Annotated in this window: 12 protein-coding genes; 9 read left to right on the forward strand and 3 right to left on the reverse strand. The window is 67.6% G+C overall.

Annotation, left to right across the window (positions count from 1 at the left end; genetic code table 11):
- Positions 1-9: 9 nt before the first annotated feature.
- The 3 genes from AT701_RS34200 to AT701_RS11455 all read right to left on the reverse strand — a co-directional run bounded on the left by AT701_RS34200 (position 10) and on the right by AT701_RS11455 (position 3,687).
- Positions 10-213: a YbdD/YjiX family protein gene (locus AT701_RS34200; protein ID WP_011728261.1), complete on the reverse strand. Its 204-nt coding sequence runs from the start codon at positions 211-213 to the stop codon at positions 10-12.
- Complete coding sequence (locus AT701_RS11450; protein ID WP_058125844.1) at positions 147-2,453, reverse strand: carbon starvation CstA family protein; 2,307 nt, start codon at positions 2,451-2,453, stop codon at positions 147-149. Before AT701_RS11450 ends, AT701_RS34200 begins: the two co-directional genes overlap by 67 nt.
- Positions 2,454-2,625: 172 nt before the next feature.
- Entirely contained in the window at positions 2,626-3,687 is a 1,062-nt protein-coding gene (locus tag AT701_RS11455) for an AraC family transcriptional regulator (RefSeq protein WP_058125845.1), read from the reverse strand.
- Between the two features lie 228 nt (positions 3,688-3,915).
- Between AT701_RS11455 and AT701_RS11460 the strand changes: the two genes are divergently transcribed.
- The 9 genes from AT701_RS11460 to AT701_RS11500 all read left to right on the forward strand — a co-directional run bounded on the left by AT701_RS11460 (position 3,916) and on the right by AT701_RS11500 (position 12,444).
- Complete coding sequence (locus AT701_RS11460) at positions 3,916-4,485, forward strand: DUF1641 domain-containing protein (protein ID WP_058125846.1); 570 nt, start codon at positions 3,916-3,918, stop codon at positions 4,483-4,485.
- Positions 4,486-4,555: 70 nt separating this feature from the next.
- The gene (locus AT701_RS11465; protein WP_003893633.1) at positions 4,556-5,527 is read left to right on the forward strand and encodes an NADH-quinone oxidoreductase subunit B family protein; all 972 of its coding nucleotides are present in this window, start codon (positions 4,556-4,558) and stop codon (positions 5,525-5,527) included.
- 31 nt (positions 5,528-5,558) lie between these two features.
- Complete coding sequence (locus AT701_RS11470; RefSeq protein WP_058125847.1) at positions 5,559-7,166, forward strand: nickel-dependent hydrogenase large subunit; 1,608 nt, start codon at positions 5,559-5,561, stop codon at positions 7,164-7,166.
- 40 nt (positions 7,167-7,206) lie between these two features.
- The gene (locus tag AT701_RS11475) at positions 7,207-8,004 is read left to right on the forward strand and encodes a hydrogenase maturation protease (RefSeq protein WP_003893635.1); all 798 of its coding nucleotides are present in this window, start codon (positions 7,207-7,209) and stop codon (positions 8,002-8,004) included.
- 5 nt (positions 8,005-8,009) lie between these two features.
- Positions 8,010-8,273: a hypothetical protein gene (locus tag AT701_RS11480; protein WP_003893636.1), complete on the forward strand. Its 264-nt coding sequence runs from the start codon at positions 8,010-8,012 to the stop codon at positions 8,271-8,273.
- A gap of 16 nt (positions 8,274-8,289) precedes the next feature.
- Positions 8,290-9,540 (forward strand): hypothetical protein, encoded by a 1,251-nt coding sequence (locus tag AT701_RS11485; protein ID WP_003893637.1) that lies wholly within the window; start codon positions 8,290-8,292, stop codon positions 9,538-9,540.
- On the forward strand, positions 9,537-10,424 hold the full coding sequence (locus AT701_RS11490; RefSeq protein WP_058125848.1) for a NifU family protein: 888 nt from the start codon (positions 9,537-9,539) through the stop codon (positions 10,422-10,424). Before AT701_RS11485 ends, AT701_RS11490 begins: the two co-directional genes overlap by 4 nt.
- Entirely contained in the window at positions 10,421-11,611 is a 1,191-nt protein-coding gene (locus AT701_RS11495; protein ID WP_029104264.1) for an NHL repeat-containing protein, read from the forward strand. Before AT701_RS11490 ends, AT701_RS11495 begins: the two co-directional genes overlap by 4 nt.
- On the forward strand, positions 11,608-12,444 hold the full coding sequence (locus AT701_RS11500; protein ID WP_029104265.1) for a hypothetical protein: 837 nt from the start codon (positions 11,608-11,610) through the stop codon (positions 12,442-12,444). Before AT701_RS11495 ends, AT701_RS11500 begins: the two co-directional genes overlap by 4 nt.
- The last annotated feature ends 4 nt before the right edge of the window (positions 12,445-12,448 follow it).

A 12,448-nucleotide genomic window follows, 5' to 3' on the forward strand; every position in this document is an offset into this window, starting at 1 on the left:
CATTCCGCGTCAGCAGCAGCGGGCGCCGGGGTTGGCGTCCGCGCTGCTGTGGCGCATCTTCCAGTAGTCGCGCTCGGAGAGCACCGGCTCACCGGGATGGGTGCGCGCCCGGTGCTCGACGTAGCGTCGATAGTGGTTGTCGCCCATCAATGTCGAGACGTACCAGCCGACTTTGCGTGCGGCCTGGCGTGTGCGCTGGGCAAGGCCTCCCACTGCTTGCTCACCTCCTTCTCCACGGCCGTGGGGATCAACCCCGACGGAGCGAAGATGCGCGACGGCACGGGCTCGTCCTCCGCCAGTGGCCGCCCCGTCCCGCGCAGCGCCTGCAGTGCCATCACCACACCGGCGATGAACACGATGAGCACCAGCACAGCGAACACGACCGACAGCGTGCCCTGGATGAACGTGTTGCGGATGACCGCGTCAAGCTGGCCGGCGTCCTTGGCCGCGCCGAATGTCGTCGCACCGCCGTCACGCGCGTTGCGGTACTGGAAGTGCTGCGTCCAGTAACCGACCTTCGGATCCCCGGAGAAGATCTTCTGCCACGACGCCGTCATGGTCACCGTCAGATCCCACATCAGCGGCAGCGCCGGAATCCACGCCCACTTGATCAATCCGCGTTTGATCACCACGACCGTCACGACGGTCAGGGCGATCGCAGCGAGCAACTGATTCGCGATGCCGAACAACGGGAAGAGCGTGTTGATGCCGCCCAGCGGGTCGGTGACGCCCATCAGCAGAATGCTGCCCCACGCGGCCACCACGATGACGCTGCACACCCAGGCGCCGACGCGCCAGCTGGGATCCTTGAGCTTGCGCAGCGGACCACCGAGGTTGGACAGCCCGTCGGAGAGCATGAAGCGTGCCACGCGGGTGCCCGCGTCCACCGTGGTGAGGATGAACAGGGCCTCGAACATGATCGCGAAGTGGTACCAGAACGCCTTGAGCGCCGAACCGCCGAACACCTGGTGCAGCACCTCGGCCATGCCGAACGCCAGCGTCGGCGCACCACCGGTGCGCGACACGATCGACTGCTCACCGACGCCCTCGGCCGCCGCGGTGATCTCCTCGGGGGTGATCGGCGCTCCCGACAGGCCCAGGCCGTTGACGTAGTCGGCCGCGGTCTGTGCGGTGGTGCCGGTCTGCGCGCTCGGTGCGTTGATCGCGAAGTACAGGTGCTGGTTGAGGATGGCCGCGGTGATGAGCGCCATGATCGCCACGAACGACTCGGTGAGCATGCCGCCGTAGCCGATCAGCCGCATCTGGCTTTCCTTTTCCAGCAGCTTCGGCGTGGTTCCCGACGAGATCAGCGCATGGAAGCCGGACAGGGCACCGCACGCGATGGTGATGAACAGGAAGGGGAACAGCGAACCGGCGAACACCGGGCCCGTGCCGCTGCCGGCGAAGGTCGAGATCGCGGGCGCCTCCATCACCGGGCGGGCGATGAGGATGCCGACGGCCAGCAGTGCGATGGTGCCGACCTTCATGAACGTCGACAGATAGTCACGTGGCGCCAGCAACAACCACACCGGCAGCACCGACGCCGCCAGGCCGTAGATGATGATGCACCACGACAGCGTGACCTTGGACAAGGTGAACCAGTCTGCGCCCCACGACGTCTCGGCCACCCAGCCGCCCGAAACGACCGCGAGCAGCAACAGCACGACACCGATCAGCGACACCTCCGACACCCGGCCGGGGCGCAGGAACCGCAGGTACAAGCCCATGAAGATCGCGATCGGAATGGTCATCGCGATGGAGAAGACACCCCACGGGCTCTCGGCGAGGGCGTTGACCACCACGAGAGCGAGCACCGCGAGCAGGATCACCATGATGACGAGCACGCCGACGATCGCCGCGACGCCGCCGACCGTGCCGAGTTCATCGCGGGCCATCTGTCCCAGCGAACGGCCGCGGCGCCGCACCGAGATCGACAGCACCAGGTAGTCCTGGACGCAACCGGCCAGGACCGCGCCGATGATGATCCAGATGGTGCCCGGCAGATAACCCATCTGCATGGCCAGGACCGGCCCCACGAGCGGCCCGGCACCGGCGATCGCAGCGAAGTGGTGACCGAACAACACCCGGCGGTCGGTCGGGACGTAATCGGTGGCGTTCTCGAAAAGCTCAGCCGGAGTGGCGATGTGATCGCGCGGCTGAACGATCTTCATCTCGATCAGCCGCGCGTAGAACCGGAAGCCGATGATGTAGGTGCAGATCGCGGCGATCACGAACCAGACGGCGTTGACCGTCTCCCCGCGGAAGAACGCGATGATCGCCCAGGCGATCGCGCCGACCAGGGCGATGATCCCGAAGATGATCTTGTGCCGCGTGGTGATCGGCGAGCGGTCGATGATCGCTACCGGCGGTAGGTCCTTGTCGGTGCGGATATAGGTGATGTCGCCGTCTTGTTCCTCGATGCGATCCGTCGGTGGTGCATCAGGTGTAGCCACGATCTCTCCTTGTCGACCCCTGTGTCGTGCGTCTCTGGTCCCGATCCTTCCATCGTGCGCAAGTCGAGTGCCATCGAATCCCGGTTTCCGCTGCGTTCCCGGCGTTTCGCGGCTTCGGCCCCGATCTCCTGCGACGGTGAGCATCTGCTCGGCCTGGCAGGGTTCGCCGTGCTCACCGCCGCAGCGTTTCAGATGGCGTCTCACCCCACCGTTTTCGGTACTCCACGGCGAAGCTGCCGAGGTGGTGGAAGCCCCAGCGTTCGGCGACCGCGGTCACCGTGACGCCGTCGGACGGGATGGCGTCGGTCAGTTCCTCGCGCACGCGTTCCAGGCGACGTTCGCGGATGAACGTGGTTGGGCTCATTCCGAGTTCGGTGCGAAAGCCCTGCTGGATCGACCGGACGCTCATGTGCAGCGCCTCGGCCAGCGACTCCATGGTGATCTTCTCGGCCAGATGGTCCTCGATGTAGTCGACGGCCTGCTGGATCACCGCCCGGCGCGGGGTTGCCGGTGTGGGGCGGGTGATGTCGGAGTAGTAGGTCGACGGCTGCAGGTACAGCAGGCTGCTCATCACGAGTTCCTCGACGGGACCGATGGCGCAGCCGCGCTGCACCAGCGAACCGGCGTGGTACACCTCGGTGTGGATCAGCTGTACCGCGGCGTGCCAGCGGGTGGCCGCCTCGGTGGTGAGGTCGAACTCGGGCTCGAACCTCAGCGGTCCGACCAGGTTCCGCCCGAGCAGGCGCGTGAGGTGGGCATTCATCGCCTCCTCCTCGATGCGCACCAGCATCTGCGGCGAGTCGTGTGCGAAGCTCATCCGGACCGGGTCGCCCGGGCTGGTGACCAGCGACCGTGTGGTGCCTGCGTCGAACTCGGCCGCTGGATGGGTCACCGTGGCGCTGCCGTTGAGCGGCATGTGCACCGCGAAGTAGCGCCCGGATTCCGGGATGTCGAGGGCCGCGGCCACGTGCAGGTCGAGGTAGAGCAGGCTGACGTTGCGCAACCGGACGCCGTGCATGGTCGCCGCGAAACCTCCGGCATCGGCGGCGTCGACCGTGAGCGTCAGGGGCGACAGCGTGCGACCGACCAGACGCGCGGCCTCGCGGACGTCCTCGGTGTAGAAGATCTCGTGATCGGCCAGCGCGGGCGGGACGCCGCGGCTGCGCACCTTTCGCCGCACGGGATCGCTGGTGCGGCGGATGTCGATGAACCCGAGCCGGGTCAGCCGTGACATCCGGGAACCCCCAGCAACGCCCGGCCTGATACGCGAGCTAAGGAAAGCCTAACTTTGGTCGGAGATAACGGATTTCGATCCCGCACCGCAACCCTCCTGATCGTCAGACGCGCATGAGCGCACCTATCTTTGCGCAATCCGGACAGGAATTGCGCGAAAGCGATAGGCATCCGCGCATAGGTGAGGATATGTTTGCCGCGTCGCCGAAACTCCGAGCGGGAGGATGGAATGGCCAGCAACGGTCACAGTGCCGGTCAGAATGCGATCGACGAACTTCCAGACATCTCGCCGGCCGACGGGATCCGTCGGCGTCTCGACGATCCCCAGGTTGCCGAGGCCCTCAACAGCTTGCTCGACCATGCGGACCTGCTCGCGGTCCTCGTCAAGGGTCTCGACGGATTCGTGCGTCGCGGTGACGACATCGCGAACAACCTGACGTCGGCGATCGGGGAGTTGAAGGCGCTCAACGCGGCTGACACGCCCATCCCCGCACTCGCGGCGCTCAAGGACGTCGACCTGGCGGGGTTGGCGAACTCGCTGGCAACGTTGTCCGGGGGACTGGTGAAGGCGACGCCGGCGCTCAACGCGGTGCTGGATTCGTTGACCGACCAGCGTGGCGCCGAGGTGCTGTCGGCACTGGGGGACGCGCTGGTGGCGGCGCGCACATCGGCGCCGCCCGCGCCGCGCGGTGTGCGGGGGATGTGGAAGACGCTGCGCGCGGCGGCCAAGGATCCCGACGTCGGCCGTGGTGTGTCGTACCTGATCGAAGTCGCCCGCGTCTTCGGCAGCAAGGTGTGATCGAAGCGAAAACCTTTACAGTCCAGCGGAATCCGGCAGCAGCCCTGGCCGGCGATCGAGAGGAGACCCAATGGCATCGGTGCTTTGGTTCCAAGGCGGGGCATGTAGTGGCAACACCATGTCGTTCCTCAACGCAGACGAGCCCAACGTCGTCGACCTGATCGTCGACTTCGGCCTCGACCTGTTGTGGCATCCGTCGCTCGGGCTGGAACTGGGCAACAATGCGCAAAAGGTGTTCTGGGACTGCGCGAAAGGCGAACGGCCCCTGGATATCTTCGTTTTCGAAGGGACGGTCATCGAGGCGCCGAACGGCACCGGACAGATGGACATGTTCGCCGGCCGCCCGATGAAGGACTGGGTCACCGACCTCGCGGGTGCGGCCCAGATCGTGGTGGCCATCGGCGACTGCGCCTGCTTCGGCGGCATCCCGGCCATGGAACCCAACCCCTCGGGCTCCACCGGACTGCAGTTCCACAAGCGGGAGAAGGGCGGCTTCCTCGGCCCGGACTTCCGTTCCAAGATGGGGCTTCCGGTGATCAACGTGCCGGGCTGCCCGGCCCACCCGGACTGGATCACCCAGATCCTCGTCGCGCTGGCCACCGGTCGTGCCGGTGACATCACCCTCGACGACCTGCACCGGCCTGAGACGTTCTTCAAGACGTTCACCCAGACCGGTTGTACGCGTGTGCAGTTCTTCGAGTACAAGCAGTCCACATTGTCGTTCGGTGAGGGCACCCGCACGGGGTGCCTGTTCTATGAATTCGGTTGCCGCGGACCGATGACCCACTCGCCGTGCAACCGGATCCTGTGGAACCGGCAGAGTTCCAAGACCAGGGCAGGCATGCCGTGCCTGGGTTGCACCGAACCCGAGTTCCCGCACTTCGATCTGGCGCCGGGCACGGTGTTCAAGACCCAGAAGGTCAGCGGCATGATCCCGAAGGAAGTCCCCGAGGGCACCGATCACCTGACGTACATGGGTCTGGCGGCGGCAGCGCGGATCGCGGCACCGCAGTGGTCCAAAGAAGACATGTTCGTGGTTTAGCGGCCAGCAGGAGAAAAGGACTCACACTGACATGACCGAACTCGACCTTTTCGTCAGCCCGTTGGGCCGCGTCGAGGGCGACCTCGACGTCCGCGTCACCATCAACGACGGCGTCGTCACGTCGGCCTGGACCGAGGCGGCGATGTTCCGAGGCTTCGAGATCATCCTGCGCGGCAAGGACCCTCAGGCCGGGCTGATCGTGTGCCCGCGCATCTGCGGCATCTGCGGCGGCAGCCACCTGTACAAGTCCGCCTACGCCCTGGACACCGCCTGGCGCACCCACATGCCGCCCAACGCGACCCTGATCCGCAACATCTGCCAGGCCTGCGAGACGCTGCAGTCGATCCCGCGGTACTTCTACGCGCTGTTCGCCATCGACCTGACCAACAAGAACTACGCCAAGTCCAAGCTCTACGACGAGGCCGTGCGCCGGTTCGCACCCTACGTCGGCACGAGTTACCAGCCGGGCGTGGTGCTTTCGGCCAAACCGGTTGAGGTCTACGCGATCTTCGGAGGGCAGTGGCCGCATTCGAGTTTCATGGTGCCCGGCGGTGTGATGAGCGCGCCGACGCTGTCCGACGTCACACGTGCCATCGCGATCCTGGAGCATTGGAACGACAACTGGCTCGAGAAGCAGTGGCTGGGCTGCTCGGTCGACCGCTGGCTGGAGAACAAGACCTGGAACGACGTGCTGGCCTGGGTCGACGAGAACGAATCCCAGTACAACAGCGACTGCGGGTTCTTCATCCGGTACTGCCTGGACGTCGGCCTGGACAAGTACGGCCAGGGCGTGGGCAACTACCTGGCCACCGGGACGTATTTCGAACCGTCGCTGTACGAGAACCCGACCATCGAGGGACGCAACGCCGCGCTCATCGGACGTTCGGGTGTGTTCGCCGACGGCAGGTACTTCGAGTTCGACCAGGCCAACGTCACCGAAGACGTCACGCACTCGTTCTACGAGGGCAACCGGCCGCTGCATCCGTTCGAGGGCGAGACCATCCCGATCAACCCCGAGGACGGCCGAAGGCAGGGCAAGTACAGCTGGGCCAAGTCACCGCGGTACGCCGTGCCCGGCCTGGGCAACGTACCGCTGGAGACCGGACCGCTGGCGCGCCGCATGGCGGCCTCTGCCCCCGACGCCGAAACGCACCAGGACGACGACCCGCTGTTCGCCGACATCTACAACGCGATCGGGCCGTCGGTGATGGTGCGCCAACTCGCCCGCATGCACGAGGGACCCAAGTACTACAAGTGGGTGCGGCAGTGGCTCGACGATCTGGAGCTCAAGGAGAGCTTCTACACCAAGCCCGTCGAGTACGCCGAGGGCAAGGGCTTCGGCTCCACCGAGGCCGCGCGCGGCGCCTTGAGCGACTGGATCGTCATCGAGGATTCGAAGATCAAGAACTATCAGGTCGTCACGCCGACCGCGTGGAACATCGGCCCGCGTGACGCCTCGGAGGTCCTCGGCCCGATCGAACAGGCCCTCGTCGGCTCGCCGATCGTCGATGCCGAGGACCCCGTGGAGCTCGGGCACGTGGCACGCAGTTTCGACTCGTGCCTGGTGTGTACCGTGCACGCCTACGACGGCAAGACCGGCAAGGAACTGAACCGGTTCGTGATCAACGGGATGGTGTGAACTGACCTCTGCGCTCGAACCCCAGGTATGCGACGTACTCGTGGTCGGGTGCGGCAACCTCCTGCGGGGTGACGACGGGGTCGGTCCGGTGCTCGTCCGCCACCTGTGGGAGCGCGGCGTGCCGGCCGGCGCCCGCCTGGTCGACGGCGGGACGGCCGGCATGGACGTCGCGTTCCAGATGCGCGGGGCCGAGCGGGTGGTGATCATCGACGCCGCCGCTACGGGGTCGGCACCGGGCACCGTGTTCCGGGTCCCCGGTGAGGAACTCGCCGAACTGCCGCCTCTGCAGGGGCTGCACACGCACTCGTTCCGTTGGGACCACGCGATCGCGTTCGCGCGGTGGGCGCTGGCGGACGACTGTCCCACCGACATCACGGTGTTCCTGATCGAGGCCGAGAACGTCGACTTCGGCGCCGAGTTGTCCGAGCGGGTGAGCGCGGCGATGGAAGAGGTGATCGCGCTGATCGAGCGGGACTACCTGGGGCCGCTGCGGCCGCAGGCCGCCGACGAGGTCGAGGTCGAGATCACCGAGGACGGCTACCTGCGCCTGACTGCCGACGTCGCCGCGGCCCGGTTCCCGTCCGACGCCGTGGCCGCGATGGTGCGTGACGACGATCTGTGGGTCATCCCGCTGCGGGGTCCGCGCAGCGGCGGTCTGCTGCTCAAACAGCGCAATCCCGCCGGGGACCGGTCGGTGCTGATCGCCGAGGTGCTCAGGGACCAAACCAGGGTTGAAGTTAGGGAGACCTTACTTTCTGGCCCCCATCGGGCATTCTGGGACGATGAGAAGTCAGCATTACGCATCCCCATCCCCGCTGATCTGCGGGAGGCGCGGTGATCGCCGTGTGTGAGTGCCAGCGGCCGTTCCCGCACGGGCTGCCCCGCACCGAGGTACGCGCCGAGGGTTCCGCCGATGTCGCGCACACCGTCGAGACCGTCGTCGTCGCTGAACGTGGCCACTTCGCGGTGGACATCGTCGTGGTCTTCGCCGACGGCGTCGTACGCAAGCGCATCGACACCTACCGCACTCGCGGACGTGCCGAACTGGCCGCCAGTCTGATCAAACGGGCCGCCGAACGGGACCCGAGGGGGCCGTTCATCCAGTGACAACCATGGGAGGGCCGTGACCGAGACCGCAGTACTGACCGACTGCACCGACGTGTGCGTGCGCCCGCAACCGCTTGGTGCCTTCGGCCTTCCCCTGGGTTACCTGCTCGTGCCGGCCGGTTCCGACACCGACGCCGCACGTGCCGCGCTGGTCGGTGGGACACTGCCGCAGGCGTGGCCCGAGCGTCTGGCCGCGCACCGGCACGCGCTCGCCGGTGACCGTGACGCGGCGCTGGCGGCGTTGGCGGGCGACGATCCCGTCACGCGCTACAACAGGTTCGTCCTCGATCCCGACGCGGCCGATCCCGACACGCTGCGCGCCGACCTGGGCGTGTTCGGTGTCCTCGTCGACGTCGTGCTGTTCGCGCTCGGCCGCAGCGACGCCGTGCCGAGCGCCGAAGGACTCGACGGCGAACTGGTCGCCGTGGTGCTCTCGGCGCAGGCGTCCGCGGCGCTCGACGCGGGCGACCCCGACCGCGCGGTCGCGCTTCTCGATCGGGCCGCCGACCAGGCGACACCGGTGAGCAGGCCGCTGGCCGGTGTGCTGCTGGGTGCGGCCGCCGGCATGCTCCGGGATACAGACGCGCCCGCGGCGCTGACCCGCCTCGAGCGCGCCATCAAGCTGCTGGACAGTGCCGACGCGCTGCACGTGAGCCGTGCCGAACTGCACCTGACCGCGGCCGGGCTCCTGCACGAACAGTCCGCCGGGCGTCCCGAACTGCTGCCGGGCTGCGTCCCGCATTATCACGCTGTGCTGCAACTCATCCGGCGTGAGGACGCACCCCTGATGTGGGCGTCGGCGCACGCCGACCTGGCCACCGCCTACCTGACCATGCCGATGGTCGAGGCGTCCGGTCAGCTGCGCCTCGGCATCGCCGCACAGTCCCTGCGGCAGGCGCTGACGGTGTTCACCCGCGAGGCGCATCCCGCGCGGTGGGCCAGCGCGCAGCTGAACCTGGCCAACTCCCTGGTGTACAGCCCGACGAAACACCGCACCGAGAATCTCGTCGAGGCCGTCGAGATCTACGAGGCCGTGCTGGCCACCCGCGACCGCGACACCGACCCGCAGGGCCGAGCACGGGTGCTGACCAACCAGGGCAATACGCTCGCGCATCTCGGGATGTTCGACGTCGCCAAGGCCAAGCTGTACGAGGCCCGTTTCCTCTTCGAGGAACTCGGCGACACCGAATCCGTGCAGGCGGTGCGCGGCATCCTCGACGAGATCGCCAAACAGACCACGCTCAGTCGCGACGAGGAAGCGAAATGACCGCGGCGGTCGAGGCGCCAGAACTCGAGAAGCTGGCCCAGCGCGTGGACAACGCGGTCCGCGCGCTGGTCGACCTGGATCCCGAGGCACGCAAGGTCGCCGAGGAACTGAAGGCCGCGCTCGAGGAGATCCACCGCGTCGGCCTGGTGACCATCGTCAAGCGAATGCGTTCCGGCGAGGCGACCCGGGAGGCGTTGTTCGAGCTCGTCGACGACCCCGTGGTGCGCATGCTGTTCACCTTGCACGGCATCATCCGCCCGGACACGACGACCCTGGCCGAACAGGCCCTCGCGCAGGTGCGACCGCAACTGCGCAGTCACGGAGGCGACGTGACCCTGGTGCGCATCGAATCGGGGACCGCGTTCGTGCGGCTCGAAGGCGCCTGCAACGGCTGCTCGATGTCCGCGGTGACGCTGCGCCAGCTGGTGGAAACCGCACTGCTGGAAGGTGTTCAGGGCGTGTCGAAGGTCGAGGTGCTGCCCAACGAGCCCACACCCACGGTGATCTCGATCGACGCCGTGCTGGCCGGGAGCACCGTGCGGCGCCGTGCCGAGGAGGGCTGGGTGCGCGCGGGTTCGGTCGACGCGGCTGTGGTCGACGACGTGACACCCGTGACGGTCACGGCGCCCGACGGCAGTGAGGTTCGGCTTCTGCTGGTGAACCTGGGGCAGCGGATGTCGGCCTACCGCAACGAATGTGCGCACGAGGCACTTCCGCTCGACGGCGCGGTGCTCGACGTCGGCAACGGTACGCTGACGTGCCCGTGGCACGGATTCTGTTACGACGCGACATCGGGGGAGTGCATGTCGGCTCCCGGGGTCCAGCTCGAACCGCTGCCGCTGCGGATCGACGACGGCGACATCTGGGTGCGGGTCACCGGATGAGTCGCTACTCTGTGCGCCCGGTCGCCGACGGACGTCCCGCCGGACGGACCGCCGCTGTCCTGGAGGACGAACTCACCGGCGGCCGACGTCCGCTCGTGTGGCTCGGGGCGCCCGCTCCGGGTGGACTCGCGCTGCCGCCGGCCAGTCCCACCATGGCGTGGATGTACTCGCCGCGTGGGGTTTTCGTCGACGACGAGCACGTCGTCGTCGCCGACTCGGGCAATCACCGGGTGCTGATCTGGCACGGTGTCCCCGACCGCGACCACGCTCCCGCCGACGTGGTGCTCGGCCAGCCCGACGGAACCACCGAGGGACGTGCCGCTGGCGGCCGCGGCCCGGCCCGCGGGATGAACCTGCCCACCGGGGTGGCGGTGATCGACGGACGACTGCTGGTTGCCGATGCCTGGCACCACCGCATCCTGATCTGGGATGAGGTGCCCACGCGTGACGACGTCGCGCCCGATGTGGTGCTGGGGCAACCGGATCCCGAATCGGTGGAACCCAACGCGGGTGTGGAGTGTTCGGCGTCGAGTTTCTACTGGCCGTTCGGATTCGCCCTGCTGGGCGGGCGGTTCTGGGTGGCCGACACCGGCAACCGCCGGGTTCTGGCGTGGAACAACGGAATTCCCGACCCGGGACAGCCCGCCGATGTCGTGCTCGGCCAACCCGATGCGTCGGCGCGCGAGGAGAACCGCGGCGAACCGGTCGGCCCCTCCGGTTTTCGCTGGCCACACGCCATCACGGGCACCGGGGATCTGTTGCTGGTGGCCGACGCCGGTGACCATCGGATCCTCGGCTGGTCACCGCATCCGGGTGCCGATGTGCTGGCGAATGTGGTGTACGGGCAACCCGATTTCTGTTCGGCGACCGAATGGCCGTACGGTCCCCAGACCGGGGACCGGTTCCGGTTCCCGTATGGCGCCGTGGTCGACGACGGCCGCCTGGCGGTGGCCGACACCGCCAACAACCGGATCCTGCTGTGGGACTCTCTGCCTGACGATCCAGTCGGTGGACGCCCGGCCGATCACGTGCTGGCGCAACCGGATTTCGCGTCCAACGGGGAGAACCGTTGGGACCTGGTGGGCCGGGACACCCTCTGCTGGCCCTACGGCCTGCATCTGCACCGCGATCTCTTGGCAGTCGCGGACTCCGGCAACAACCGAGTCATGTTGTGGGGGCGGCGATGAGACCGCGCATCGTGCAGACCGACGAGCAGGTCGGCTTTCACTGGGCAACCCCGCACGGTCGTCCCACCACGTTGCGGCATCTGGTCGCCGCGGACGACGAACCGGCCCGGTTGGCCGCGACCCACCTGTCGGCGCTCGATGACACCCTGATCGACACAGCGGGACGGTTCGGGCAGGTGCTCGGTGGCGGGCGCCGCCCATCGGCGGACGAGTGGGAAACCCTCGCAGAGTTGTACCGCTGCCTGGACCGGTCGTGTCTCGAGTACGCCGAGGCCATCGCCGAGATCAACGTCGCACCGGATGTACGGGCGGGCAAGATCATCGGGACCGCGGTGCTGGTCTCGATCCTGGCCCGGCAGGCCCTCGGACTGCTGGGACCGGTCCCCCTGGACGGTGAACTCGACGAACCCACGCTGGGCGTGGTCGGGGGTTACGGCGAACTGGTTCAGGCCGATCCGGACAAGCCGTGGAAGGGCGGCAGGTGGGTGGTGCGCACCGAGACCGGATCGAGGCTGCCGCTGACCCTGTCGATGCTGTTGTTCGACAGTTCCGGTGTGAACAAGGACGCCGCGCGTCGCGAGCACCGGGACCTCATCCGCGCCGTGATCGCGGCCGCGTCTGCGCCGCAGGCGGATCCGCTCGATGTCGCGAGCGCACTGGACTGGCTGCTGTACGACTGGCTCATGGCGCACCGCACCGACCCCGACAGTGCCGAGATCGGGATGGTCGGTGACACCGCAACCCAGAATGACTGTGCGGCCGTGATCGTGGCTGCCGCGGCCGCGTCCGTGCGGGCGCGCGCCTGCGTCGATCCCGGACTGGCGCTCACATGATCCG

Source organism: Mycolicibacterium smegmatis, from assembly GCF_001457595.1.
In the GTDB taxonomy this organism is placed as follows: domain Bacteria; phylum Actinomycetota; class Actinomycetes; order Mycobacteriales; family Mycobacteriaceae; genus Mycobacterium; species Mycobacterium smegmatis.

Coding starts and splice junctions, on each gene's coding strand:
- AT701_RS11500 (WP_029104265.1), top strand. CDS start 11,608: ATGAGACCGCGCATCGTGCAGACCGACGAGCAGGTCGGCTTTCACTGG.
- AT701_RS11460 (WP_058125846.1), top strand. CDS start 3,916: ATGGCCAGCAACGGTCACAGTGCCGGTCAGAATGCGATCGACGAACTT.
- AT701_RS11455 (WP_058125845.1), bottom strand. CDS start 3,687: ATGTCACGGCTGACCCGGCTCGGGTTCATCGACATCCGCCGCACCAGC.
- AT701_RS11465 (WP_003893633.1), top strand. CDS start 4,556: ATGGCATCGGTGCTTTGGTTCCAAGGCGGGGCATGTAGTGGCAACACC.
- AT701_RS11470 (WP_058125847.1), top strand. CDS start 5,559: ATGACCGAACTCGACCTTTTCGTCAGCCCGTTGGGCCGCGTCGAGGGC.
- AT701_RS11490 (WP_058125848.1), top strand. CDS start 9,537: ATGACCGCGGCGGTCGAGGCGCCAGAACTCGAGAAGCTGGCCCAGCGC.
- AT701_RS11495 (WP_029104264.1), top strand. CDS start 10,421: ATGAGTCGCTACTCTGTGCGCCCGGTCGCCGACGGACGTCCCGCCGGA.